General features: G+C 58.2%; 21 protein-coding genes. 16 read left to right on the top strand and 5 right to left on the bottom strand.

Features of this window, described 5'->3' with window-relative positions; translation table 11 throughout:
* The first annotated feature begins 191 nt into the window (after positions 1-191).
* Together RMV17_RS21230 and RMV17_RS21225 are read left to right on the top strand one after the other, a co-directional pair.
* Entirely contained in the window at positions 192-2,651 is a 2,460-nt protein-coding gene (locus RMV17_RS21230) for an EAL domain-containing protein (RefSeq protein WP_311882337.1), read from the top strand.
* A gap of 79 nt (positions 2,652-2,730) precedes the next feature.
* On the top strand, positions 2,731-3,492 hold the full coding sequence (locus RMV17_RS21225; RefSeq protein WP_409373097.1) for a TenA family transcriptional regulator: 762 nt from the start codon (positions 2,731-2,733) through the stop codon (positions 3,490-3,492).
* Between the two features lie 135 nt (positions 3,493-3,627).
* On the opposite strand, the gene RMV17_RS21220 is transcribed toward RMV17_RS21225, so the two are convergent.
* From RMV17_RS21220 to RMV17_RS21200, 5 genes are all read right to left on the bottom strand, one after another.
* Positions 3,628-4,554 (bottom strand): GGDEF domain-containing protein, encoded by a 927-nt coding sequence (locus RMV17_RS21220; RefSeq protein ID WP_034155298.1) that lies wholly within the window; start codon positions 4,552-4,554, stop codon positions 3,628-3,630.
* A gap of 361 nt (positions 4,555-4,915) precedes the next feature.
* On the bottom strand, positions 4,916-5,656 hold the full coding sequence (locus tag RMV17_RS21215) for a YciK family oxidoreductase (protein WP_123534772.1): 741 nt from the start codon (positions 5,654-5,656) through the stop codon (positions 4,916-4,918).
* A 72-nt stretch (positions 5,657-5,728) separates the two neighbouring features.
* Complete coding sequence (gene mupP / locus RMV17_RS21210) at positions 5,729-6,400, bottom strand: N-acetylmuramic acid 6-phosphate phosphatase MupP (protein WP_016986964.1); 672 nt, start codon at positions 6,398-6,400, stop codon at positions 5,729-5,731.
* 4 nt (positions 6,401-6,404) lie between these two features.
* Positions 6,405-7,103: a bifunctional 2-polyprenyl-6-hydroxyphenol methylase/3-demethylubiquinol 3-O-methyltransferase UbiG gene (ubiG, locus tag RMV17_RS21205; RefSeq protein ID WP_007908399.1), complete on the bottom strand. Its 699-nt coding sequence runs from the start codon at positions 7,101-7,103 to the stop codon at positions 6,405-6,407.
* A gap of 56 nt (positions 7,104-7,159) precedes the next feature.
* Positions 7,160-8,494, bottom strand: a complete 1,335-nt coding sequence (locus RMV17_RS21200) for a TRZ/ATZ family hydrolase (protein ID WP_311882328.1) — start codon at positions 8,492-8,494, stop codon at positions 7,160-7,162.
* 108 nt (positions 8,495-8,602) lie between these two features.
* Between RMV17_RS21200 and mtnA the strand changes: the two genes are divergently transcribed.
* From mtnA to rfbA, 14 genes are all read left to right on the top strand, one after another.
* Positions 8,603-9,679 (top strand): S-methyl-5-thioribose-1-phosphate isomerase, encoded by a 1,077-nt coding sequence (mtnA, locus tag RMV17_RS21195; RefSeq protein ID WP_108225828.1) that lies wholly within the window; start codon positions 8,603-8,605, stop codon positions 9,677-9,679.
* Positions 9,680-10,102: 423 nt separating this feature from the next.
* Positions 10,103-12,877 carry a DNA gyrase subunit A gene (gyrA, locus tag RMV17_RS21190; protein WP_311882325.1) on the top strand — a complete coding sequence of 925 codons (2,775 nt, stop codon included), beginning with the start codon at positions 10,103-10,105 and terminating at the stop codon, positions 12,875-12,877.
* A 231-nt stretch (positions 12,878-13,108) separates the two neighbouring features.
* A complete protein-coding gene (gene serC, locus RMV17_RS21185) occupies positions 13,109-14,194 on the top strand; it encodes a 3-phosphoserine/phosphohydroxythreonine transaminase (RefSeq protein ID WP_311882323.1) in 1,086 nt (361 codons plus the stop codon).
* The gene (pheA, locus tag RMV17_RS21180; protein WP_007908404.1) at positions 14,194-15,288 is read left to right on the top strand and encodes a prephenate dehydratase; all 1,095 of its coding nucleotides are present in this window, start codon (positions 14,194-14,196) and stop codon (positions 15,286-15,288) included. Before serC ends, pheA begins: the two co-directional genes overlap by 1 nt.
* Before the next feature lie 13 nt (positions 15,289-15,301).
* The gene (gene hisC / locus RMV17_RS21175) at positions 15,302-16,414 is read left to right on the top strand and encodes a histidinol-phosphate transaminase (protein ID WP_311882321.1); all 1,113 of its coding nucleotides are present in this window, start codon (positions 15,302-15,304) and stop codon (positions 16,412-16,414) included.
* 28 nt (positions 16,415-16,442) lie between these two features.
* On the top strand, positions 16,443-18,650 hold the full coding sequence (locus RMV17_RS21170) for a bifunctional prephenate dehydrogenase/3-phosphoshikimate 1-carboxyvinyltransferase (protein WP_034155396.1): 2,208 nt from the start codon (positions 16,443-16,445) through the stop codon (positions 18,648-18,650).
* Complete coding sequence (cmk, locus tag RMV17_RS21165; RefSeq protein WP_034155291.1) at positions 18,647-19,336, top strand: (d)CMP kinase; 690 nt, start codon at positions 18,647-18,649, stop codon at positions 19,334-19,336. Before RMV17_RS21170 ends, cmk begins: the two co-directional genes overlap by 4 nt.
* Positions 19,337-19,455: 119 nt before the next feature.
* A complete protein-coding gene (gene rpsA, locus RMV17_RS21160; RefSeq protein ID WP_122609279.1) occupies positions 19,456-21,144 on the top strand; it encodes a 30S ribosomal protein S1 in 1,689 nt (562 codons plus the stop codon).
* 204 nt (positions 21,145-21,348) lie between these two features.
* Positions 21,349-21,627: a hypothetical protein gene (locus tag RMV17_RS21155; protein WP_034155289.1), complete on the top strand. Its 279-nt coding sequence runs from the start codon at positions 21,349-21,351 to the stop codon at positions 21,625-21,627.
* A 152-nt stretch (positions 21,628-21,779) separates the two neighbouring features.
* Complete coding sequence (gene ihfB / locus RMV17_RS21150; protein WP_003189779.1) at positions 21,780-22,076, top strand: integration host factor subunit beta; 297 nt, start codon at positions 21,780-21,782, stop codon at positions 22,074-22,076.
* 27 nt (positions 22,077-22,103) lie between these two features.
* Positions 22,104-22,343 (top strand): LapA family protein, encoded by a 240-nt coding sequence (locus tag RMV17_RS21145; RefSeq protein WP_034155288.1) that lies wholly within the window; start codon positions 22,104-22,106, stop codon positions 22,341-22,343.
* A 224-nt stretch (positions 22,344-22,567) separates the two neighbouring features.
* Positions 22,568-23,644 (top strand): dTDP-glucose 4,6-dehydratase, encoded by a 1,077-nt coding sequence (gene rfbB / locus RMV17_RS21140; RefSeq protein ID WP_178087392.1) that lies wholly within the window; start codon positions 22,568-22,570, stop codon positions 23,642-23,644.
* Complete coding sequence (rfbD, locus tag RMV17_RS21135) at positions 23,641-24,534, top strand: dTDP-4-dehydrorhamnose reductase (RefSeq protein ID WP_311882313.1); 894 nt, start codon at positions 23,641-23,643, stop codon at positions 24,532-24,534. Before rfbB ends, rfbD begins: the two co-directional genes overlap by 4 nt.
* Positions 24,531-25,421, top strand: a complete 891-nt coding sequence (rfbA, locus tag RMV17_RS21130) for a glucose-1-phosphate thymidylyltransferase RfbA (protein ID WP_034155285.1) — start codon at positions 24,531-24,533, stop codon at positions 25,419-25,421. Before rfbD ends, rfbA begins: the two co-directional genes overlap by 4 nt.
* Positions 25,422-25,459: the final 38 nt, after the last annotated feature.

Below are 25,459 nucleotides of genomic sequence, written 5' to 3'. Positions count from 1 at the left end.
GGTTTCTGTGCTTAGTGCTTGAATTGCATTGAGTAAAATCAACCGGAATGCTCAAGCAGATCAGCCATTTGCACAATCGACCTGGAGGACGGCAGAGCTGTCCCTTTGACTTGTCGAAAATTAGCCTAGGCTGAGCTGTCAGGAGCGGGATTTTCCGGTGTTCATCTGGCAGTGCTTGCGCAAGGGATCTCATGAAGCAAAAGCGGACTCTCGGAACGCCACGGTTGTTGGGCATCGTCTGGCCATTTATTGCCGTCGTGTTATTTCAAGCGTTATTGGGCGGCGTGAGTCTTTACGTGCTCTCGGCCGTTCGCGGTTATGTCGCCGGTGAAAGCCTTTGGTCCAAGGGCCAGAAAGACGCGATCTACTACCTCAACCTCTACGCCGACAGCCGTGACGAGGCGATTTTCCTCAAATACCGTAACGCGATTGCCGTGCCACAAGGCGGACATCAGTTGCGTCTGGCGCTGGATCATCAACCACCGGATCTGGCTGCAGCGCGCGAAGGTATTCTCAAGGGCGGCAACCACCCGGACGACGTCTCCAGCCTGATCTGGCTGTACCTCAACTTCCGTCATTTCAGTTATCTGGAAACCGCGATTGACCGCTGGACCGTCGGTGACGCCTATCTGGTCGAGCTGGATGACGTGGCCCAGGAGATGCACCGCAGCATTTCCCAGAACACGGCCAACAGCGCCGATATCCAGCGCTGGAAAGCGCAGATTCTCGCCATCAACGAAAGCGTGACGCCAGCGGCCAAGGCGTTCAGCGATGCTTTGGGCGAAGGTTCGCGGATGATCATGCGTCTGCTGCTGTTCACCAACCTGGCCACGGCACTGGGGCTGATCGTGCTGGCCTTGTGGCGTACGCACAAACTGCTCAAGCAGCGTCACGCCTTCGCCGAGGCGCTGCAACTGGAGAAGGATCGGGCGCACGTCACCTTGCATTCGATCGGTGATGGCGTCATCACCACCGATGTCAGCGGTGCGATCGATTACATGAATCCGGCCGCCGAAGCCATGACCCACTGGAAGGCCGAGCAGGCGGCCGGCCTGCCACTGGCGGCGTTGTTCAATTTGCTCGACGACAACGCCCAGGCCGAAGGGCTGACTCTGATCGAGCACATCCTCAGCGGTAAGCTCAGTGGCGGCAGCGAGCACTCGAAACTGATCCAGCGCCTGGATGGCACGACGTTATCGGTGACGCTGGTCGGCGCGCCGATCCGCAATTCCGGCAAGGTCAGCGGCACGGTGCTGGTGTTGCACGACATGACTCAGGAACGGCAATACATCGCCAATCTGTCGTGGCAGGCGACCCATGACGCGCTGACCGGGCTGGCCAACCGTCGCGAGTTCGAATATCGCCTGGAGCAGGCGCTGCACAACCTCACGCGCCATTCCGGCCGGCATGCATTGATGTTCCTCGACCTCGATCAATTCAAACTGGTTAACGACACCTGTGGTCACGCTGCCGGCGATGAACTGTTAAGGCACATTTGCACGCTGCTGCAATCGGGGCTGCGCGAAGGCGATACGCTGGCGCGCCTGGGCGGTGATGAGTTCGGCATTCTGCTGGAGAACTGCGCGCCGGACGCGGCGGAGAAAATTGCCGAGGCGCTGCGCCAGACCGTGCAGAACCTGCATTTTGTCTGGAAAGGGCGGCCGTTCCTGACCACGGTGAGCATCGGCCTGGTGCATATCGCGCAGACCCCGACGACCCTTGAAGCTTCATTGCGCGCTGCCGACATGGCCTGTTACATGGCCAAGGAGAAGGGCCGCAACCGGGTGCAGGTCTACCACGCCGACGATTCCGAGCTGTCGCTGCGCTTTGGCGAAATGGCCTGGGTGCAACGGCTGCACATGGCGCTGGAAGAAAACCGTTTTTGTCTGTACGCCCAGGAGATCGCCCCGCTCAAACCGGGTGACAACAAAGGTGGGCACATCGAGATTCTGCTGCGTCTGCATGATGAAGCCGGGCGGATGATCCTGCCGGACAGTTTCATTCCCGCTGCCGAGCGTTATGGTTTGATGAGTCAACTGGACCGTTGGGTAGTTCAGAACGTGTTCAAGGTTATTGCTCAATGTATTGCACAAGAACATCAAGAGCCATTAGCAATGTGTGCGATTAATCTGTCAGGCATTACTATAGGAGATGACGCGTTTTTGCACTTTCTGCGAGAGCAGTTTGTTAACTACGCAATACCGCCTGAAATGATTTGTTTTGAAATTACAGAAACCAGTGCAATTTCAAATCTTGGCAGTGCAATAAGATTTATTAATGAACTCAAAGGCTTAGGTTGCTACTTTTCGTTAGATGACTTTTGCGCCGGAATGTCTTCATTCGCTTATCTGAAACATTTGCCTGTAGACTTCCTGAAGATCGACGGGAGTTTCGTAAAGGATATGCTGGACGACCCGATTAACCGCGCAATGGTCGAAGTGATCAATCACATCGGGCATGTCATGGGTAAGCAGACAATTGCCGAGTTTGTTGAAACAACCCAGATCGAGCAGGCATTGCTTGAAATTGGTGTGGATTACGCTCAGGGTTATGTTATAGAACGCCCACAGTTGTTTACCTGTGACAGTTTGCAAAGTCGGCCCGCCAGACCGCAACCGCTGTTATTCAAAGCGCCTGGCACGTTCCGTTGAAGTCTCTCGCCGATCCTTACAATCACAAGTCAAAAGGAGCCGAACAGTGATCGACACATTCAACCGAACCGGACCACTCATGGAAGCTGCAAGTTATCCAGCCTGGGCACAACAGCTCATTGAGGATTGCAGCGAGAGCAAGCGCCGGGTTGTCGAACATGAACTTTACCTGCGCATGCGTGATAACAAGCTCAGCGCCAGAACCATGCGTCAGTACCTGATCGGGGGCTGGCCGGTGGTTGAGCAGTTCGCGTTGTACATGGCGCAGAACCTCACCAAAACCAGGTTTGCCCGTCACCCGGGCGAAGACATGGCGCGGCGCTGGCTGATGCGCAATATCCGCGTTGAACTCAATCACGCGGATTACTGGGTGCATTGGAGTCGTGCCCATGGCGTCAGTCTGGAAGACCTTCAGGGCCAGCATGTGCCGCCCGAACTGCATGCCTTGAGTCATTGGTGCTGGCACACCAGTTCTGCTGATTCGCTGATCGTGGCCATCGCCGCCACCAACTATGCCATTGAAGGCGCGACCGGGGAGTGGTCGGCGGTCGTCTGTTCGACCGGTGTTTACGCGGCTGCGTTTCCGGAAGAAGACCGCAAGCGGGCGATGAAGTGGCTGAAGATGCATGCCCAGTATGACGACGCCCATCCGTGGGAAGCGCTGGAAATCATCTGCACCCTGGCCGGGATGAACCCGAGCAAGGCCTTGCAGGCTGAGTTGCGACAAGCCATCTGCAAGAGCTACGACTACATGTATCTGTTTCTGGAGCGCTGCATGCAGCTGGAGACTTCCGAGCGCTTGCTGGTCAACCGGGAGCGCAGGGCGGTAGTCGAGAGCTGACTTTCGGCTTAATGCAAAACCAATGTGGGAGCGAGCTTGCTCGCGAAGGGGGCGTGTCAGTCAGCATTTTTTGACTGATGCACCGCTTTCGCGAGCAAGCTCGCTCCCACACTGTCTTGTATCGTTTGAAAGTATTTAGCCGGCCATGGCCAACCGGTTGCGTCCTTCACGCTTGGCCACATACAGCGCACTGTCAGCGCGGCGCAGCAAGCTGTCAGCCGATTCGCCCGGTAACAACGTCGAACATCCCAGGCTCACAGTCAATTCGATCAACTGCCCATCCGCATAGTATTCAGCTGCCTGCGTCGCATAACGCAGCCGTTCGCCGACCATTGCGGCCGCATCCCGGCTGGTATTGGACAGCAGCACCAGAAACTCTTCGCCACCGTAACGAAATACCATGTCGACGTTGCGCAGCTGCGCCTTGATGGTCGCCGCGATGGCTTTAAGTACGTCATCGCCGGCGCTGTGGCCATGGCTGTCGTTGACCCGTTTGAAGTGATCGATGTCGAGCATCAGCACCGAGAGCGGCTGCACATGCCGACGCGACATGTCGATCTCGCGCTGCAAGGTCTGCTCCATGGCGATGCGGTTGCCGGCGCCGGTCAACGGATCACGCAGGGCGCTCTGCGTGGCGGCGCGGTAGAGCAGGGCATTGCGCATCGGGTACAGCAGCGACGACAGCAGCGATTCAAGGTTGCCCTGATCCTGTTCGTTGAAGCGCTGATTGCGGCGGAATATCAGTTCACCCATGTGCTCGCCTTCGTGGCTGAGGGTATAGCTGATCGAGTGGTGGCCGCGGCTGCCAAACTCCAGGCGCAAATCGCTGCCTTGGTGCACATAGCTGAGCGCGTCCAGCGGCACAAGGCGCTGAACTTCGCGGAAAAACAGACCGAGGATGCGTTGCGGCTCAAGGCTGGTCTGCAGTTGCAGGCTCATTTGCTGGCGCAATTGCGCCAGGCTGGTCGGTCGCTCCAGAAGGGGAGGCAACTGACCAAAGCCCAGGCGTTGCAATTTGGCACTGTCAAAGTCAATTGCATTGGTCTGGGAGGGTGATTTCATATGGCGTGAACCCTTAGCGGTAAGTCCGTCTTACAGGCTGGGTGAGAGCGGCTATGGGCTGCGCGTCATACTGATCCATCAGTCCCGTAGGACGTTTGGCGTAAGTTTAGTCTGCCGGATGACGATTAGTCAGCTATCGAAATCGGCTTCGCCCCATTGCCTTCACGCGGCTTGCTTTGAGAGAAATTAGAGCGAAAGTCGTGCCATTCAGTTCGGTTTTATTTAAACCGTTTGCAATCAATGAGTTGGCTGGTTTTGGGGGATGGGTGCGCTGGAAAATTGACTGAAATATGACAGTCATCAACGGCAAATGCATGCCGCGGCAGGAATCTGCCGCGGCAACAAATGCGACGTATGGCAGTTATTGCGCGTTGAACGCCTGTCCATTGATGCCGGTGCTGTCCGGGCCCATCAGGTACAGGTAGACCGGCATGATTTCTTCCGGGGTCGGATTGTTCAGCGGATTTTCGCCCGGATACGCTTGCGCGCGCATGCTGGTGCGGGTGCCGCCCGGGTTGATGCTGTTGGAGCGAACTGGCGCGACGCCGTCGACTTCATCGGCCAGAGTTTGCATCAGGCCTTCAGTGGCGAACTTCGACACGCCATAGGCGCCCCAGTACGCACGGCCCTTGCGGCCGACGCTGCTGGAGGTGAACACCACTGACGCATCCTGCGACAGCTTGAGCAGCGGCAGCAGGGTGCTGGTCAGCATGAACATGGCGTTGACGTTGATCTGCATGACGCGCATGAAGTTTTCGCCGGACAATTGCTCGATCGGCGTGCGTGGGCCGATGATCGAGGCATTGTGCAGCAGGCCGTCGAGGTGGCCGAACTCGCTTTCGATCATCGCGGCCAGCTCATCGTACTGATGGGGCAGGGCGGTTTCGAGGTTGAATGGAATCACTGCCGGTTGAGGGTGGCCTGCCGCTTCGATTTCGTCATAGACCTGCGTCAGGTTCGCTTCGGTCTTGCCCAGCAGCAATACCGTAGCGCCATGAGCGGCGTAGGTTTTCGCCGCAGCCGCACCAATGCCACGACCGGCACCGGTGACCAGAATGACCCGATCCTTGAGCAATTCGGGACGAGCGGAATAATCAAACATAAAAACCTCATCAAGTCAGATCGTTCCCACGCTTTGCGTGGGAATGCAACCAATGACGCTCTGCGTCAGGTCTCAGCAACTGCAAAGCGCGCTATCGAGCACCTTGCGCAACTCCGACGGATGATCCACCACGACATCCGCTCCCCAGTGGCGCGGGTTGTCGTCCGGATGGATATAACCAAACGTCACCGCAGCGGTTTTCGTTCCGGCATCGCGCCCCGATTCGATATCACGCAGATCATCGCCGACAAACAGCACCGTCGCCGGATCCAGATCAAGCATCTTGCACGCAAGGATCAATGGCTCCGGATCCGGCTTGCTGTTCTTCACGTGATCCGGGCAGATCAGCAGTGCCGAACGCTCGGCCAGCCCGAGTTGCTGCATGATCGGCTCGGCAAAACGCAACGGCTTGTTGGTCACCACGCCCCAGATCAGGTTGGCCTTCTCGATATCGGCGAGCAGTTCGCCCATGCCGTCGAACAGTTTGCTGTGCACCGCGCAGCCGACCAGATAGCGCTCAAGGAACTCCAGGCGCAGCTCCTCGAAGCCCGGCGATTCCGGATCCATCGAGAACGTCACCGCGACCATGGCTTTCGCGCCGCCGGAAATCTCGTCGCGGATGTGCTTGTCGTTGATCGGCGGCAAGCCGCGATCCGCGCGCATCGCCTGGCAGATGGCGATGAAGTCCGGCGCCGTGTCGAGCAGGGTGCCGTCCATGTCGAAGAGAACTGCTCTGATGGCCATCGGCTTACTCCTCGCGCAGGGTCTGGATCATGTAGTTGACGTCAACGTCGTTGGCCAGTTTGTAGTGCTTGGTCAGCGGGTTGTAAGTCAGGCCGATGATGTCCTTGACGGTCAGGCCGGCCATGCGGCTCCAGGCGCCGAGCTCGGACGGGCGGATGAATTTCTTGAAGTCGTGGGTGCCGCGCGGCAGCAGCTTCATGATGTATTCAGCGCCGATGATGGCGAACAGGTAAGCCTTCGGGTTGCGGTTGATGGTCGAGAAGAACACCTGGCCGCCCGGCTTGACCATGCGGAAGCAGGCGCGGATGACCGACGATGGATCCGGTACGTGCTCGAGCATCTCCAGGCAAGTCACCACGTCGAACTGCTCGGGCATTTCTTCGGCCAGGGCTTCGGCGGTGATCTGGCGGTATTCGACGCTGACGCCGGACTCCAGCTGATGCAGTTGCGCGACCGCCAGCGGCGCTTCGCCCATGTCGATGCCCATCACAGTGGCGCCACGCTGGGCCATGGCTTCGCTGAGAATGCCGCCGCCGCAACCGACGTCGAGAACTTTCTTGCCGGCCAGATTGACCCGCTCGTCAATCCAGTTGACCCGCAGCGGGTTGATGTCGTGCAGCGGTTTGAATTCGCTTTCGCGGTCCCACCAGCGATGGGCCAGGGCTTCGAATTTGGCGATTTCGGCGTGGTCGACGTTGCTCATGTTAAATCCTCTGAAACTTGAAAAAGGCTGTAGCCCTGGCGTTTGCGCCGGGGTGTTTACGATTCGGTGTGGCCGCTGATGCGCTGGCCCCAGGCCCGGGCGGTAGCGCCCAATTGTTCTTCGTCGAGTCGGGTCAGGCGCCGGTCGTCGAGCAGTTGCTTGCCTGCAACCCACAGGTGTTTCACGCAGTCGCGACCGGTGGCATAGATAAGCTGCGAAACCGGGTCATACACCGGTTGCTGCGCCAGGCCGGACAGGTCGAAAGCGACGATGTCGGCGGCTTTGCCGATTTCCAGGGAGCCAACCTGTGCTTCGATTCCCAGTGCGCGCGCGCCATTTAATGTGGCCATGCGCAGCGCCCGATGGGCGTCCAGTGCGGTGGCCGAACCGGCGACGGCTTTGGCCAGCAGGGCCGCGGTGCGGGTTTCGCCGAGCAGGTCCAGATCGTTATTGCTGGCAGCGCCATCGGTGCCAACGGCCACGTTGACGCCAGCCTGCCACAAACGCTCGACCGGGCAGAAGCCGCTGGCGAGTTTCAGGTTCGATTCCGGGCAGTGGATCACGCTGGTGTTGCTTTCTACCAGCAACGTCAGGTCGTCATCGCTGATCTGGGTCATGTGCACGGCCTGGAAGCGCGGGCCGAGCAGGCCCAGACGACCGAGGCGGGCGAGCGGGCGTTCACCGTGTTGCTCCAGCGCTTGCTGGACTTCGAACGCCGTTTCGTGGACATGCATGTGGATCGCCGCGTCCAGTTCCTCGGCAATCACGCGGATTTTCTCGAGATTCTCGTCGCCGACGGTGTACGGTGCATGGGGGCCGAAAGTGATCTTGATCCGTTCATGGTGCTTGAGATCGCCGAACAGTTCGACGCCCTGACGAATGGCTTCGTCGGCACTGCTGGCGCCCGGAATCGGGAAATCAAGGATCGGAATGGCGATCTGCGCGCGAATGCCACTGTTGTGCACGCGCTCGCTGGCGACTTTCGGGAAGAAATACATGTCCGAGAAACAGCTGATGCCGCCCTTGATCTGCTCGGCGATGGCCAGATCAGTGCCATCACGAACGAAATCTTCATCGACCCACTTGGCTTCCGCCGGCCAGATGTGGTTTTCCAGCCAGGTCATCAGCGGCAGATCGTCGGCCAGGCCACGGAACAGCGTCATCGCTGCGTGGCCGTGCGCATTGATCAGGCCCGGAGCGAGCAGCACATCCGGCAGTTCGCGGATTTCAGTGGCGTTACACTTCAATGCTTCGGCGCGCGGGCCGATAAACACGATGCGACCGTCACGGATGCCCAGGCCGTGTTCCTTGAGCACAACGCCTGCAGGTTCGACGGGTACCAGCCAGGTCGGCAGCAATAATAAGTCGAGCGCAATGGCAGGTTTCGGCATCGAGGGTCGGTTCCAGTGCTTTTGTAAAGGATGGCGAAGTATACCCGAGCGTCTTCGCGGGGGGATCGCTATAATCGACGGCTTTTGTTCATGAGTGCGGGGTGAGGGATGCGCGATCGACTGTTGGCTGCGGAGAAAGTAAAGGCCATCGATTGGCGAGATGGCGCGCTCCACCTGCTGGATCAGCGTATTTTGCCGTTCGAAGAAACCTGGATTGCCTACACCAGCGCCGCCGGCGTGGCTGAGGCGATTCGCTCGATGGTGGTACGTGGCGCGCCGGCCATCGGCATCAGTGCCGCGTATGGCATTGTTCTCGCAGCCCGGACGCGGATCGCTGCAGGTGGTGACTGGTACGCGGCGCTGGAGGAAGACTTTGCCTTGCTGGCCGATTCTCGTCCGACCGCGGTCAATCTGTTCTGGGCCCTCGGTCGCATGCACGATCGCCTCGATCGCTTGAAAAAGAACGCCGATCCGCTGGCGGCACTGGAAGCAGAAGCCATCGCCATCCACGAAAGCGATCGTGAAGCCAACCTGACCATGGCCCAGCTCGGCGTTGATCTGATCCGCAAGCATCAGGGCAATGCTCAGGCCATTCTGACCCACTGCAACACCGGCGCGCTGGCTACTGGCGGTTTCGGGACAGCGTTGGGGGTGATTCGCGCAGCCTTTATTGAAGGCATGGTCGAGCGCGTTTACGCCGACGAAACCCGCCCATGGTTGCAGGGTTCACGCCTGACTGCGTGGGAACTGGCCAACGAAGGCATCCCGGTCACGCTGAATGCCGATTCCGCCGCTGCACACATCATGAAAACCAAAGGCGTGACCTGGGTGATCGTTGGTGCTGACCGCATCACCGCCAACGGCGACGTGGCGAACAAGATCGGCACCTACCAACTGGCGGTCAACGCCATGCACCATGGCGTGCGTTTCATGGTGGTGGCGCCAAGTTCGACCATCGACATGAATCTGGCCAGTGGTGACGACATCCCCATCGAAGAGCGTGACGGCGCCGAGTTGCTGGAAGTTGGCGGCAAGCGTGTCGGCGCGGACGTTGAAGCGTTCAACCCGGTGTTTGACGTGACCCCGGCGGATCTCATCGACGCGATCGTCACCGAAAAAGGCATCGTCGAGCGTCCGGACACCGCGAAAATGGCCCAGTTGATGTGCCGTAAACGCCTGCACTGATTGGCTTTGGCGTCTGTTCGGACGCCATCGCTGGCAAGCCAGCTCCCACAGGTTTTGTGTTCGCCACTGATCCTGTGGGAGCTGGCTTGCCAGCGATGAGGCCCTAAAAGTCAATAAACACCTGCAAACCAAGCCCCAATTCTGCATTCAAAGAAGCTCTGAGCCTCTCTCGTCCCCGTTAAGCCTGTCACCGGTCAACTAACTATGCTCCATGCGCATCAGGGGGATAGGTGCGTGGCGGCCTTTGTGATAACATCCGGCGTTTTCCGAGGCAGCTCCACGGAGCTGTCTTTACTGCGCAAATCCGCGATCCAATGTTGATTTGTCGTAAGTCGGCGCATGGCACTCGGCCGGCCCCGACGAGCTTCGTTGCTCCCACATGGATATGACGAAGTTTCACCAGAAAAAGGAATCAGGCTTCTCATGGGCGAACTGGCCAAAGAAATCCTCCCGGTCAATATCGAAGACGAGCTGAAACAGTCCTACCTCGACTACGCGATGAGCGTGATCGTCGGCCGTGCACTGCCGGATGCGCGCGATGGCCTCAAGCCCGTGCACCGTCGCGTACTGTTCGCGATGAGCGAGCTGGGCAACGACTTCAACAAGCCGTACAAGAAATCTGCCCGTGTTGTCGGCGACGTGATCGGTAAGTATCACCCGCACGGTGACACTGCGGTGTACGACACCATCGTTCGTATGGCTCAGCCTTTCTCCCTGCGCTACCTGCTGGTAGACGGTCAGGGCAACTTCGGTTCGGTCGACGGCGATAACGCTGCGGCCATGCGATACACCGAAGTGCGCATGACCAAACTGGCGCACGAGCTGCTGGCTGACCTGCACAAGGAAACCGTGGACTGGGTGCCGAACTACGACGGCACCGAAATGATCCCGGCGGTCATGCCGACCCGTATCCCCAACCTGCTGGTCAATGGCTCCAGCGGTATCGCCGTGGGCATGGCGACCAACATTCCGCCGCACAACCTCGGTGAAGTCATCGACGGTTGCCTGGCGCTCATCGACAACCCTGAGCTGACCGTCGATGAACTGATGCAATACATCCCCGGTCCGGACTTCCCGACGGCGGCGATCATCAATGGTCGCGCCGGCATCATCGAAGCCTACCGCACCGGTCGCGGGCGTATATACATGCGTGCCCGTTCGATCATCGAAGACATCGACAAGGTCGGTGGCCGTCAGCAGATCGTCATCACCGAGCTGCCGTACCAGCTGAACAAGGCGCGTCTGATCGAGAAGATCGCCGAGCTGGTCAAAGAGAAGAAGCTCGAAGGCATCACCGAACTGCGCGACGAGTCCGACAAGGACGGTATGCGCGTCGTGATCGAACTGCGTCGCGGCGAAGTGCCTGAGGTCATCCTCAACAATCTCTACGCCCAGACCCAGCTGCAATCGGTTTTCGGCATCAACATCGTTGCGCTGATCGATGGCCGTCCACGCATCCTGAACCTCAAGGATCTGCTGGAAGCCTTCGTCCGTCACCGTCGCGAAGTGGTTACCCGCCGTACCGTGTTCGAACTGCGCAAGGCGCGTGAGCGTGGTCACATCCTCGAAGGTCAGGCCGTTGCCCTGTCGAACATCGACCCGGTTATCGCCCTGATCAAAGCCTCGCCGACACCTTCGGAAGCGAAAGAAGCGCTGATCAGCACGCCGTGGGAATCCTCGGCAGTGGTCGCGATGGTTGAGCGTGCCGGTGCCGACTCGTGCCGTCCGGAAAACCTCGATCCGCAATACGGTCTGCGCGAAGGCAAGTACTTCCTGTCGCCAGAACAGGCGCAAGCCATTCTGGAACTGCGTCTGCACCGTCTGACCGGTCTGGAACACGAAAAACTGCTGGCCGAGTATCAAGAGATCCTCAACCAGATCGGCGAGCTGATCCGCATCCTCAACAGCGCTGTGCGCCTGATGGAAGTGATCCGCGAAGAGCTGGAAGTGATCCGCGCCGAATACGGCGACGTGCGTCGCACCGAAATTCTCGATGCCCGTCTCGACCTGACCCTGGGTGACATGATCCCGGAAGAAGAGCGTGTCGTGACCATCTCCCACGGTGGCTACGCCAAGACCCAGCCATTGGCTGCGTACCAGGCTCAGCGTCGTGGCGGTAAAGGCAAGTCGGCCACCGGCGTCAAGGATGAGGACTACATCGCTCACCTGCTGGTTGCCAACAGCCACACCACGCTGCTGCTGTTCTCCAGCAAAGGCAAGGTTTACTGGCTCAAGACCTACGAGATTCCGGAAGCGTCCCGCGCCGCCCGTGGTCGTCCGCTGGTCAACCTTCTGCCATTGAGCGAAGGTGAATACATCACCACCATGCTGCCGGTCGATCTCGAAGCCATGAAGCGTCAGGCCGATGAAGAAGAAGCCGAGGGCGCCGAGGCTGATGTAGAAGAAATCGAAAACAGCAACGAGACCGATGAAGAACGTCGTGCTCGCATCAAGGCTGCCGACCGCAAAAAAGCCCCGTTCATCTTCATGTCGACCGCCAACGGTACCGTGAAGAAGACCCCGCTGGTGGCCTTCAGCCGTCAGCGCAGCGTTGGTCTGATCGCGCTGGAACTGGACGAAGGCGACATCCTGATCTCCGCCGCCATTACCGATGGCGAGCAGGAAATCATGCTGTTCTCCGACGGCGGCAAAGTGACTCGCTTCAAGGAATCCGAAGTTCGCGCCATGGGCCGTACCGCCCGCGGTGTGCGTGGCATGCGTCTGCCAGAAGGGCAGAAGCTGATCTCCATGCTGATTCCGGAAGAAGGCAGCGAAATCCTGACGGCTTCCGAGCGCGGCTACGGCAAGCGTACGGCGATCACCGAGTTCCCTGAATACAAGCGTGGCGGTCAGGGCGTAATCGCCATGGTCAGCAACGAACGTAATGGCCGTCTGGTCGGCGCGGTTCAGGTGCAGGATGGCGAAGAAATCATGCTGATCTCCGATCAGGGCACTCTGGTGCGTACCCGTGTCGACGAAGTGTCGAGCCTGGGTCGTAACACTCAAGGTGTGACGCTGATCAAACTGGCCAAGGATGAAACCCTGGTCGGGCTGGAGCGGGTTCAGGAGCCTTCGGAAGTCGAAGGTGAAGAGCTTGAAGGTGAAGAGGGCGAGGAATTCGAAGGCACTGTCGTCAACGACAATGCCGGTGAAGACCAGCAACTCGACGCCGCAGCAGACGAAGAACCGCAAGAATAAGCGGACAAACGAGGGGGCGGATGAGAATTCGCCCCCTTGTTATTTGTCCGGTATGAAATTTCGACATCATGGATATCCCCTGTGGGAGCGAGCCTGCTCGCGAATGCAGGCGCTGCGGTACCTCTGACGCACCGCGGTGATGCATTCGCGAGCAGGCTCGCTCCCACAGGGCCGTGTTGATCGGTAGTGTGATTTATTGCGTGATACCACCAAATCAGAGCGAGATTGGATGTGAGCAAGCGAGCCTTTAACTTCTGCGCCGGTCCTGCGGCGCTTCCTGAAGCTGTCCTGCAACGTGCCCAGGGTGAACTCCTTGATTGGCATGGCAAGGGTCTGTCGGTCATGGAAATGAGCCATCGCAGCGATGAGTTCGTGTCCATTGCCACCCAGGCCGAGCAGGATCTGCGTGACCTGCTGAATATCCCGTCGAACTATAAAGTGCTGTTTCTGCAAGGTGGCGCCAGCCAGCAATTCGCGCAGATTCCACTGAATCTGCTGCCTGAAGGCGGCTCGGCCGACTATATCGACACCGGTATCTGGTCGCAGAAAGCCATTGAAGAAGCCTCGCGCTACGGTCACGTCAACGTTGCCGCCACCGCCAAGCCTTACGACTATTTCGCTATCCCGGGCCAGAACGAGTGGAAGCTGTCGAAAGACGCCGCTTACGTTCACTACGCGCCGAATGAAACCATCGGTGGTCTGGAATTCCAGTGGATCCCGGAAACCGGCGACGTGCCGCTGGTAGCTGACATGTCTTCGGACATTCTGTCGCGTCCAGTCGACATCTCGCGTTTCGGCATGATCTACGCTGGCGCGCAGAAAAACATCGGCCCGAGCGGCATCGTCGTCAACATCATCCGCGAAGACTTGCTGGGCAAGGCGCGCGCGCTGTGCCCGACCATGCTCGACTATAAAGTCGCGGCCGATAACGGCTCGATGTACAACACCCCGCCGACTCTGGCCTGGTACCTGTCCGGTCTGGTGTTCCAGTGGCTGAAAGAGCAGGGTGGCGTTGAAGCGATCGCCAAGCTCAACGACGTCAAGCAGCGCACGCTGTACGACTTCATCGACGCCAGTGGCCTCTACAGCAACCCGATCAACAAGTCGGATCGCTCGTGGATGAACGTGCCGTTCCGTCTGGCTGACGATCGTCTGGACAAGCCGTTCCTGGTCGGTGCCGAAGAGCGCGGTTTGCTCAACCTCAAGGGCCACCGCTCCGTGGGTGGCATGCGCGCTTCCATCTATAACGCTGTCGACATCACCGCGGTTAATGCGCTGGTGGTGTACATGGCTGAATTCGAGAAGGAACACGGCTGATGTCCGAGCAAGAACTCAAGGCACTGCGCGTTCGCATTGACGCTCTGGACACTAAAGTCATGGAGTTGATCAGTGAGCGTGCGCGTTGCGCCCAGGAAGTCGCGCGAGTAAAGATGGCCTCGCTGGCCGAAGGCGAAGTGCCGGTGTTCTATCGTCCTGAGCGCGAAGCTCAGGTGCTCAAGCGCGTGATGGAACGCAATCAGGGGCCGCTGGGCAACGAAGAGATGGCGCGGTTGTTCCGCGAAATCATGTCGTCGTGCCTGGCGCTGGAGCAGCCGCTGAAAGTGGCTTACCTCGGCCCTGAAGGCACTTTCACCCAGGCAGCGGCGATGAAGCACTTCGGTCATGCGGTGATCAGCAAGCCAATGGCGGCGATCGACGAAGTGTTCCGTGAAGTGGCGGCCGGTGCGGTGAATTTTGGCGTGGTGCCGGTGGAAAACTCCACCGAAGGCGCGGTCAACCACACGCTGGACAGCTTCCTCGAACACGACATGGTGATTTGCGGCGAAGTCGAGTTGCGCATTCACCATCACCTGTTGGTTGGTGAAAACACCAAGACCGACAGCATCAGCCGTATCTATTCCCACGCGCAGTCGCTGGCTCAGTGCCGCAAGTGGCTGGACGCGCATTACCCGAATGTCGAGCGCGTTGCGGTATCGAGCAATGCGGAAGCGGCCAAGCGGGTTAAAGGCGAGTGGAACTCGGCGGCGATTGCTGGTGACATGGCGGCAGGGCTGTATGGCCTGACCCGTCTGGCCGAGAAGATCGAAGACCGTCCGGACAACTCGACGCGCTTCCTGATGATCGGTAACCAGGAAGTGCCGCCGACCGGCGACGACAAGACCTCGATCATTGTGTCGATGAGCAACAAGCCCGGCGCGCTCCATGAGTTGCTGGTGCCGTTCCATGACAACGGGATCGACCTGACCCGTATCGAAACCCGTCCGTCGCGCAGCGGCAAATGGACCTACGTGTTCTTCATCGACTTCGTCGGCCACCACCGTGATCCGTTGATCAAAGGTGTGCTGGAAAAGATCAGTCAGGAAGCAGTAGCACTCAAAGTGCTGGGTTCCTACCCGAAAGCAGTTCTCTAAGGGGCGGTAGCAAATGAGTGGCAACTTCCTCGCTCTGGCACAGCCGGGCGTGCAACAACTTTCGCCGTACGTTCCGGGCAAGCCTGTGGACGAACTGGCGCGCGAGCTGGATCTGGATCCGGCGAAAATCGTCAAACTGGCCAGCAATGAAAACCCGCTGGGCGCCAGTCCAAAAGCTTTGGCGGCGATCCGCGAAGAGCTGGCCGAGCTGACCCGTTATCCGGATGGCAATGGTTTCGCCCTCAAATCCCTGCTGGCCGAACAATGCCGCGTTGACCTGAACCAGGTCACGCTGGGTAACGGTTCCAACGACATTCTTGAGCTGGTCGCGCGTGCCTATCTGGCGCCGGGCCTGAATGCGGTGTTCAGTGAGCACGCGTTTGCGGTTTATCCGATCGCCACTCAGGCGGTCGGCGCACAAGCCAAAGTGGTGCCAGCGAAGGATTGGGGGCACGACCTGCCGGCGATGCTCGCGGCCATCGATGCCAATACCCGCGTCGTATTTATCGCCAACCCGAACAACCCGACCGGTACCTGGTTCGGCGCAGAAGCGCTGGACGAGTTCCTGCAGGATGTTCCGGAGCACGTTCTGGTGGTGCTGGACGAGGCGTACATCGAGTATGCCGAAGGCAGTGATCTGCCGGATGGCCTGGATTTCCTCGCCGCTTACCCGAACCTGCTGGTTTCGCGCACCTTCTCCAAGGCTTATGGTCTGGCGGCACTGCGCGTCGGCTATGGTCTGTCCACCCCGGTGGTGGCGGACGTGCTGAACCGTGTTCGCCAGCCATTCAACGTCAACAGCCTCGCGCTGGCGGCAGCCTGTGCGGCGCTGAAGGATGAGGAATATCTGGCGCAAAGCCGCCAGCTCAACGAGTCGGGCATGCAGCAGTTGCAGGCTGGTTTCCGTGAGTTGGGGCTGAGCTGGATCGAATCCAAAGGCAACTTCATCTGCGTCGATCTCGCTCAAGTCGCAGTCCCGGTGTTTCAGGGCTTGCTGCGCGAAGGCGTGATCGTGCGTCCGGTGGCCAACTACGGCATGCCGAATCACCTGCGGGTGACCATCGGTCTGCCGGCGGAAAACAGCCGCTTCCTCGAAGCCCTGCGCAAGGTTCTGGCTCGTGGGTGATGTCACTGCACTGCAATCTGCTGCACCTATGATCGGGCGCCTTGTGGTGGTCGGTCTGGGGTTGATCGGTGGTTCGTTTGCCAAAGGCTTGCGTGAAAGCGGTGTATGTCGCGAAGTGGTCGGGGTCGATCTCGACCCGCAATCGCGCAAGTTGGCGGTCGAGCTGGGTGTGGTCGATCGTTGTGAGGATGACTTGGCTGTAGCCTGTCAGGGCGCTGACGTGATCCAGTTGGCGGTGCCGATTCTGGCCATGGAAAAAGTGCTCGCGCGTCTGGCAAGCATGGATCTGGGTTCGGCGATTCTCACCGATGTCGGCAGCGCCAAAGGCAATGTGGTGCGCGCAGCCACCGAAGCGTTTGGCGCTATGCCGCCGCGATTCGTGCCGGGCCATCCGATTGCCGGTTCCGAGCAGAGCGGGGTGGAAGCCTCCAATGCCGAGCTGTTCCGACGTCACAAAGTGATCCTCACGCCGCTTGAGCAAACCGATCCGGCGGCATTGGCTGTGGTCGATCGTCTGTGGCGCGAATTGGGCGCTGACGTCGAGCACATGCAGGTCGAACGTCACGATGAAGTGCTGGCTGCGACCAGTCATTTGCCGCATTTGCTGGCCTTCGGCCTGGTTGATTCGTTGGCCAAGCGCAATGAAAATCTTGAGATCTTCCGTTACGCTGCGGGCGGTTTCCGCGATTTCACAAGAATCGCCGGAAGCGACCCGGTGATGTGGCACGACATCTTCCTCGCCAACCGCGAGGCTGTCCTGCGCACACTCGATACATTTCGCAGCGACCTCGACGCCTTGCGCGACGCGGTCGATGCAGGGGATGGGCACCAATTGTTGGGCGTTTTCACGCGCGCCCGGGTTGCCCGCGAGCATTTCAGTAAAATCCTGGCCCGCAGGGCCTATGTGGACGCTATGAATTCCAACGATCTGATCTTCCTGGCTCAACCTGGTGGCCGCCTGTCCGGTCGGATTCGCGTACCGGGTGACAAATCCATTTCCCACCGTTCGATCATGCTCGGCTCGCTGGCCGAAGGCGTCACCGAAGTCGAAGGCTTCCTTGAGGGCGAAGATGCCCTGGCGACCTTGCAGGCGTTCCGCGACATGGGCGTGGTCATTGAGGGCCCGCACCACGGTCGCGTGACCATCCACGGTGTCGGCCTGCACGGCCTGAAACCTGCGCCGGGCCCGATCTATCTGGGCAACTCCGGCACTTCGATGCGTCTGCTGTCCGGCCTGTTGGCGGCGCAGAACTTCGACAGTGTTTTGACGGGTGATGCCTCGCTTTCGAAGCGCCCGATGAACCGCGTGGCCAATCCGCTGCGTGAAATGGGCGCCGTAATCGAAACTGCTGCCGAGGGTCGTCCGCCGATGACCATTCGTGGCGGGCACAAGCTCAAAGGCCTGACCTACACCATGCCGATGGCCAGTGCTCAGGTGAAATCCTGCCTGCTGCTAGCGGGTCTGTATGCTGAAGGCAAGACCACCGTGACCGAGCCGGCTCCGACTCGCGACCACACCGAGCGCATGCTGCGTGGTTTCGGTTACTCAGTAAGCGTTGATGGCGCCACGGCGTCGGTTGAATCCGGCGGCAAACTGACCGCGACCCACATTGAAGTGCCGGGCGACATCTCGTCGTCGGCGTTCTTTCTGGTTGCAGCTTCGATCGCTGAAGGTTCCGAGCTGGTTCTCGAGCACGTCGGCATCAACCCGACCCGTACCGGCGTTATCGACATCCTGCGCCTAATGGGGGCGGACATCACTTTGGAAAACCAGCGTGAAGTCGGCGGCGAGCCTGTGGCTGACCTGCGCGTGCGAGCAGCTAAACTCAAAGGTATCGAGATTCCCGAAGAGCTGGTTCCATTGGCCATTGACGAATTCCCGGTGCTGTTCGTCGCTGCAGCCTGTGCCGAAGGGCGCACTGTGCTGACCGGCGCTGAGGAGCTTCGAGTCAAGGAGTCGGATCGCATTCAGGTCATGGCGGATGGTTTGCTGGCGCTGGGCGTCAAGTGCGAGCCGACCCCGGACGGCATCATCATCGATGGCGGCCAGATTGGCGGCGGCGAGGTGCATGGTCATGGCGATCACCGTATCGCGATGGCATTCAGTGTGGCGTCGCTGCGCGCTAATGCACCGATCCGCATCCATGATTGCGCCAACGTCGCGACGTCGTTCCCGAACTTCCTCGCATTGTGCGGGCAGGTCGGTATTCGTGTGGCACAAGAGGCTCAGTCGTGAAGAACATTGCACCGGTCATCACCATTGATGGGCCAAGCGGCTCGGGCAAAGGTACCGTAGCCGGGATTCTGGCCAAGCGTCTGGGCTGGAACCTGCTGGATTCCGGTGCGCTGTACCGTTTGCTGGCGTTTGCCGCGCACAATCATGGCGTTGACCTGACCAATGAAGAGTTGCTGAAAAAACTCGCCGCTCATCTGGATGTTCAGTTCATCGCGGCGACCGAAGGTCAGTTGCAGCGCATCATTCTGGAAGGTGATGAAGTCAGCGATGTCATCCGCACTGAAAGCATCGGTTCCGGCGCTTCGCAAGTGGCGGCATTGCCGGCCGTACGCGAGGCGCTGCTGCAGCGCCAGCGTGCTTTTCAGGAAGCGCCGGGCCTGGTGGCCGACGGTCGCGATATGGGCACGGTGGTTTTTCCTGATGCACCGCTGAAGATTTTCCTGACCGCCAGTGCCGAGGAGAGAGCGCGCCGTCGATATTTGCAGTTGAAGGGCAAAGTCGAGGGTGTTAGTCTGTCGAGTCTGCTAGATGAGATCCGTGCACGCGACGAGCGTGACACCCAGCGAGCGGTAGCCCCGCTTAAGCCGGCGGCTGACGCCATACAGCTGGATTCCACGGAGTTGTCCATCGATCAGGTGCTTGAACGCATCATGAGCGAGATCGCCATTCGCGATATCGCCGGGTGACCAAGAAGGCCACAGGGGACCAGTCATAGTCCTGCGGCGCTTCTTCTATATGAAACTAACCCACACCGTCTGGGGTGTGGAGATGGGCGTATCCTTCGCCCTCATTTACAGGAATTAAAATGAGCGAAAGCTTTGCGGAACTCTTTGAAGAAAGCCTAAAAACCCTGAACCTTCAGGCAGGCTCCATCATCACCGGTGTTATCGTTGATATCGATTACCAGGCTCGCTGGGTAACCGTTCACGCTGGCCTGAAGTCTGAAGCACTCATCCCGCTTGAGCAGTTCTACAACGACGCTGGCGATCTGACTATCAATGTCGGTGACGAAGTTCACGTTGCGCTGGACTCGGTTGAAGACGGTTTCGGTGAAACCAAGCTGTCCCGTGAAAAAGCCAAGCGCGCTGAATGCTGGATCGTTCTGGAAGCAGCCTTCGCAGCTGAGGAAGTGGTCAAGGGCGTTATCAACGGTAAGGTTAAAGGCGGCTTCACTGTCGACGTTAACGGCATCCGTGCGTTCCTGCCAGGTTCCCTGGTTGACGTCCGTCCAGTGCGCGACACCACGCACCTGGAAGGCAAAGAGCTGGAATTCAAGGTCATCAAGCTGGACCAGAAGCGCAACAACGTTGTCGTTTCCCGTCGCAGCGTCCTGGAAGCCGAGAACTCCGCCGAGCGTGAAGCTCTGCTGGAATCCCTGCAGGAAGGCCAGCAAGTCAAAGGTATCGTCAAAAACCTCACCGATTACGGCGCATTCGTCGATCTGGGTGGCGTGGACGGCCTGCTGCACATCACCGACATGGCCTGGAAGCGCATCAAGCATCCTTCCGAGATCGTCAACGTTGGTGACGAAATCGACGTCAAGGTTCTGAAATACGATCGCGAACGCAACCGTGTTTCCCTGGGCCTGAAGCAACTGGGCGAAGATCCATGGGTTGCTATCAAAGCCCGTTACCCAGAAAGCACTCGCGTTACCGCTCGTGTAACCAACCTGACCGACTACGGCTGCTTCGCTGAGCTGGAAGAAGGCGTTGAAGGTCTGGTACACGTTTCGGAAATGGACTGGACCAACAAGAACATCCACCCTTCGAAAGTCGTACAAGTCGGCGACGAAGTGGAAGTTATGGTTCTGGACATCGACGAAGAGCGTCGTCGTATCTCCCTGGGCATCAAGCAGTGCAAATCTAACCCATGGGAAGATTTCTCTGGCCAGTTCAACAAGGGCGATAAAATCTCCGGCACCATCAAGTCGATCACCGATTTCGGTATCTTCATTGGTCTGGACGGCGGCATCGACGGTCTGGTTCACCTGTCCGACATCTCCTGGAACGAAGTTGGCGAAGAAGCTGTTCGTCGTTTCAAGAAGGGCGACGAGCTGGACACCGTTATCCTGTCGGTTGACCCAGAGCGCGAGCGTATCTCCCTGGGTATCAAGCAACTGGAAAGCGATCCGTTCTCCGAGTACGTCTCGGTTAACGACAAAGGCGCAATCGTTACTGGCACTGTGAAAGAAGTTGACGCCAAAGGCGCCATCATCGTTCTGGCCGACGATATCGAAGCGACTCTGAAAGCCTCCGAAATCAGCCGTGACCGCGTTGAAGACGCGCGCAACGTTCTGAAAGAAGGCCAGGAAGTAGAGGCCAAGATCATCAGCGTTGATCGTAAGAGCCGCGTGATCCAACTCTCCATCAAGTCGAAAGATGATGCTGAAGAGAAAGAAGCTATCCAGAGCCTGAAATCGGCTCCGGAAGGTGAAGCAGCTGACACCACCATGGCTGGCCTGCTGCGCCAGGCAATGGCGGCCAAACAGAACTAAGTTCTGATTGGGCAATAAAAAGGGCGACTTCGGTCGCCCTTTTTTGTGCCCGCGATTTAGTGTTCGCGGCTTGCATGAGGGTTTTGGTGAAACCAATCTGGCTTCCGGGTGGTCTGTTTCTTTAATCGGATCAATCGCCTATTCACGACTAAGCTTGGTCTTAAGCGTGTAGTCGTCGGGCAGTTGCCTGGCATAAGGAAGTGGATGAACAAATTTATTGTCCTCATGGCTGTACTGCTTCTGGCGGGCTGTACCACCAGTGCCAAAACCCATGCGGTGCGTGGCGTCAGTGGTATAGAGGTTGATTGCTCCGGGTTGGGCTCTGGCTGGGAGAAATGCCAGAAGCGCGCGGCGAAGGAGTGCAAGGGCGCGGGGTACAAAGTGATCACGCGATCGGATGATGCCAAGGATGAAGATGAGTTTCCTTTTGGCTTCAACCCGGCAGGCTACGTGACACGCACCATGCTGGTGATATGTCGTTAGGTGTGCCGTGTGCCGTTTGTTGCTGTGATGCCCTGAAAACGGGCGTTTCGACGCGGCGGAAGATATGTCAATCCCTGGGCTGTTCAAAATCTTCCGGGCGTGCTAAAACCTTTCAAGCGCTGATCTAGCTGCTTGAAAAAGAAGGGAAAAATATGACGAAGTCGGAGTTGATCGAACGAATTGTCACCCATCAAGGGCTGCTCTCATCCAAGGATGTGGAGTTGGCCATCAAGACCATGCTTGAACAAATGTCCCAATGTCTGGCCACCGGAGATCGCATCGAGATCCGTGGGTTTGGCAGTTTCTCCCTGCACTACCGTGCGCCGCGCGTCGGTCGCAATCCGAAGACCGGTCAATCCGTCAGTCTTGACGGTAAATTTGTTCCGCATTTCAAGCCGGGCAAAGAGCTGCGTGATCGGGTGAATGAGGAAGAGGAGGAGGGGGTTTGACAGTCGCTATCTTTCAAGGGGGCGCTCATGCGTAACCTCAAGCGCGCACTTCTTGGCGTTTTTATTCTTTTATTGATCCTGGTGGTTCTCGCGTTTGTGCTCGAGAATCAGCAATCGGTATCTTTATTGTTTCTAGGTTTGACCGGGCCGCAGTTGCCTATTTCACTGATCGTAGTCTTGGCGTTACTGATTGGTATGTTGATGGGGCCAGTACTCGGTTGGTTTTTGGGGCGCTCCTCCAGAGCAGCTCGCAAACGCCTTGCCTGAAAGCGGCAGGTGCAGGGCGTCTGTCGAAATTGCGCCCCTCGCTGTTTATATCCATTAGTAAATCGTTCGTTAAGCTGTAAAATGCAGCCCTTGTTCGACAATGCTTTATTGCGCGTCGATTCAGACTGACTTTGACGGAAGCCTCATGTTTGGTGGCTTCTGCATTCATGGATTAGACAGTGCTCGTTGATGGCGCTGTCCGCAGCTCAAGGGTATGGTTTCGCGTGAAAATTCTAGTAACCGGCGGCGCCGGGTTTATCGGCTCGGCAGTCATCCGTCACATCATCTCCAACACCACCGATTCTGTCGTTAACGTCGATAAACTGACTTACGCCGGCAATCTGGAGTCGCTGGCCGAGGTTAGTCAAGACGAGCGTTACGCATTCGAACGCGTTGATATCTGTGATCGCGAGCAGGTTGATCGTGTTCTGCGTGAGCACCAGCCGGATGCGATCATGCATCTTGCCGCTGAGTCCCATGTTGATCGCTCGATCTCGGGCCCTTCCGAGTTCATTCAGACCAACATCATCGGTACTTACACTTTGCTCGAGTCCGCGCGCCACTATTGGTCGGCGCTGGACGATACCCGCAAGAGCAACTTCCGCTTCCACCATATCTCCACTGACGAAGTGTATGGTGATCTTGAAGGCCCGGAAGATCTGTTCACCGAAACTACGCCTTACCAGCCAAGCTCGCCATACTCGGCCAGCAAGGCCAGTTCCGATCACCTGGTTCGTGCCTGGGCTCGCACCTATGGTTTGCCAACACTGGTCACCAATTGCTCGAACAACTACGGTCCTTGCCACTTCCCCGAGAAACTGATCCCGCTCATCATTCTCAATGCGCTGGAAGGCAAGCCGCTGCCGGTTTACGGCAAAGGTAATCAGGTTCGCGACTGGCTTTATGTAGAAGACCATGCTCGTGCGCTGTACAAGGTCGTGACCGAGGGTGTTATCGGCGAGACCTACAACATTGGCGGTCATAACGAAAAGCAGAACATCGAAGTGGTCCATACACTTTGCGCCCTGCTTGACGAACTGCGTCCGGATTCTGCACATCGCCCGCATGCCAGTCTGATCACCTATGTCCAGGATCGCCCGGGCCATGATCAGCGTTACGCAATCGATGCCAGCAAGATCCAGCGTGAGCTGGGCTGGACTCCTGAAGAAACCTTCGAAACGGGTATTCGCAAGACCGTCGAGTGGTATCTGACCAACACCGAATGGGTAGAGCACGTGAAGAGCGGCAGCTACCAGCAGTGGATCGATCAGAACTACGCGGATCGTTCGAACAAGGCATGAAGATCCTTCTTCTAGGAAAGGATGGTCAGGTGGGATGGGAGCTGCAACGCTCCCTCCGGCCGCTTGGCGAATTGATCGCACTGGGTCGGCATGGCGTTGACGGGTTGTCTGGTGACTTGACCGACCTGGCGGCCTTGCGCGAGACAATCCGCAAGGTCCAGCCTGACGTGATCGTCAATGCGGCAGCTTACAATGCCGTCGACACTGCCGAGTCCGAGCCAGATCAGGCTAATCTGGTGAATGCGCAAGCTATCCAGGTTCTCGCCGACGAAGCTCGTGACGTGGGTGCCTGGTTGGTCCACTACTCGACTGATTACGTGTTTGACGGTCACGGGCAAGTGCCCTGGCTGGAAGGCGACGAACCGCAGCCGCTGAATCGCTACGGCGAAAGCAAGTTGGCCGGGGAGCGCGCCGTCCAGGCCTCCGGTTGCCGTTACTTGCTGTTTCGTACCAGTTGGGTTTACAGCGCTCGTGGCGGCAACTTCGCCAAGACCATGCTGCGTCTGGGTAAAGAGCGCGAAAAGCTCAATGTCATCGTTGATCAGGTGGGAGCGCCGACAGGTGCCGATCTGATTGCGGATATAACCGTACTGGCACTGCAGCAAGCGCTCAAGCGCCCGGAGCTGTCCGGTTTGTATCATTTGGCGGCCGCTGGGGAAGTGTCATGGTACGGCTATGCTTGTCATGTGCTGGATTTTGCCAAGGCCAATGGCGAATCGCTTGCCGTACAGGCAATTGAACCCATTGAGGCAACGGCTTATCCAACTGCCGCACGTCGTCCGTTGAACTCGCGCTTGAATACACAAAAGCTGCGCGACAATTTTTCTCTACACTTGCCGGATTGGCAAAGTGGTGTAACTCGAATGCTTAGGGAAGTTCTGAACAAATGACCACCAATAATCGTAAAGGCATCATCCTCGCCGGCGGTTCGGGCACGCGCCTGCATCCGCTGACCCTCGGCGTGTCGAAGCAAATGCTGCCGATTTACGACAAACCGATGATTTTCTACCCGCTTTCGGTACTGATGCTTGCCGGTATGCGCGAGATCCTGATCATCTCCACGCCGGAAGATCTGCCGAACTTCCGCAAATTGCTGGGTGATGGCAGCCTTTACGGTATCGAGCTGACTTATGCCGAGCAGCCGAGCCCGGATGGACTTGCACAAGCGTTCATCATCGGTGAAGAGTTCATCGGCAAGGACCCTTGCTGCCTGATCCTGGGTGACAACATCTTCTACGGCCAGCACTTCTCGGACAACCTGCGCTCCGCCAACGAGCAGAAGAGTGGCGCCACTGTGTTTGGCTATCACGTTTCCGATCCGGAGCGTTTTGGCGTGGTCGAGTTCGACGCGACAGGCCGTGCCTTGAGCATCGAAGAAAAGCCGTTGAAGCCGAAATCCAACTACGCGGTGACCGGTCTGTATTTCTACGACAACGATGTCGTGGAAATCGCCAAGAATATCAAGCCGTCCGAGCGAGGCGAGCTGGAAATCACTGATGTGAACAGCGCCTACCTCAATAAGAAGTCGCTGAATGTTGAAATGCTCGGCCGTGGCTTCGCGTGGCTGGATACCGGTACCCATGACTCCCTGCTGGAAGCCAGTCACTTCGTTCACACCATCGAGCAGCGTCAAGGCTTGAAAGTAGCGTGCCTCGAAGAAATTGCTTACCACAATGGCTGGATAACAGCAGAACAGCTGGGTTCTCAGGCAAATGCCTTGAAGAAAACCGGTTACGGTCAGTACCTGCAAAAACTGCTGGACTCGCCTTCTCGCTGATTTGAAAGCCTCGCGCTTTCAACCGGTGGGTTTAATCG

The sequence above is a fragment of the Pseudomonas sp. VD-NE ins genome (assembly GCF_031882575.1).
In the GTDB taxonomy this organism is placed as follows: Bacteria; Pseudomonadota; Gammaproteobacteria; order Pseudomonadales; family Pseudomonadaceae; genus Aquipseudomonas; species Aquipseudomonas fluorescens_BZ.
This window is presented reverse-complemented; position numbering and strand designations above follow the sequence as displayed.

Bases quoted from the DNA above. Each gene is read 5' to 3' on its own strand.
- mtnA (WP_108225828.1), top strand. From the start codon at position 8,603: ATGCGCGATCGACTGTTGGCTGCGGAGAAAGTAAAGGCCATCGATTGG.
- RMV17_RS21155 (WP_034155289.1), top strand. From the start codon at position 21,349: ATGAACAAATTTATTGTCCTCATGGCTGTACTGCTTCTGGCGGGCTGT.
- pheA (WP_007908404.1), top strand. From the start codon at position 14,194: ATGTCCGAGCAAGAACTCAAGGCACTGCGCGTTCGCATTGACGCTCTG.
- gyrA (WP_311882325.1), top strand. From the start codon at position 10,103: ATGGGCGAACTGGCCAAAGAAATCCTCCCGGTCAATATCGAAGACGAG.
- rfbD (WP_311882313.1), top strand. From the start codon at position 23,641: ATGAAGATCCTTCTTCTAGGAAAGGATGGTCAGGTGGGATGGGAGCTG.
- RMV17_RS21225 (WP_409373097.1), top strand. From the start codon at position 2,731: ATGGAAGCTGCAAGTTATCCAGCCTGGGCACAACAGCTCATTGAGGAT.
- rfbA (WP_034155285.1), top strand. From the start codon at position 24,531: ATGACCACCAATAATCGTAAAGGCATCATCCTCGCCGGCGGTTCGGGC.
- RMV17_RS21145 (WP_034155288.1), top strand. From the start codon at position 22,104: ATGCGTAACCTCAAGCGCGCACTTCTTGGCGTTTTTATTCTTTTATTG.
- hisC (WP_311882321.1), top strand. From the start codon at position 15,302: ATGAGTGGCAACTTCCTCGCTCTGGCACAGCCGGGCGTGCAACAACTT.
- ubiG (WP_007908399.1), bottom strand. From the start codon at position 7,103: ATGAGCAACGTCGACCACGCCGAAATCGCCAAATTCGAAGCCCTGGCC.
- RMV17_RS21200 (WP_311882328.1), bottom strand. From the start codon at position 8,494: ATGCCGAAACCTGCCATTGCGCTCGACTTATTATTGCTGCCGACCTGG.
- ihfB (WP_003189779.1), top strand. From the start codon at position 21,780: ATGACGAAGTCGGAGTTGATCGAACGAATTGTCACCCATCAAGGGCTG.
- RMV17_RS21220 (WP_034155298.1), bottom strand. From the start codon at position 4,554: ATGAAATCACCCTCCCAGACCAATGCAATTGACTTTGACAGTGCCAAA.
- mupP (WP_016986964.1), bottom strand. From the start codon at position 6,400: ATGGCCATCAGAGCAGTTCTCTTCGACATGGACGGCACCCTGCTCGAC.
- RMV17_RS21230 (WP_311882337.1), top strand. From the start codon at position 192: ATGAAGCAAAAGCGGACTCTCGGAACGCCACGGTTGTTGGGCATCGTC.
- RMV17_RS21215 (WP_123534772.1), bottom strand. From the start codon at position 5,656: ATGTTTGATTATTCCGCTCGTCCCGAATTGCTCAAGGATCGGGTCATT.
- RMV17_RS21170 (WP_034155396.1), top strand. From the start codon at position 16,443: ATGATCGGGCGCCTTGTGGTGGTCGGTCTGGGGTTGATCGGTGGTTCG.
- rpsA (WP_122609279.1), top strand. From the start codon at position 19,456: ATGAGCGAAAGCTTTGCGGAACTCTTTGAAGAAAGCCTAAAAACCCTG.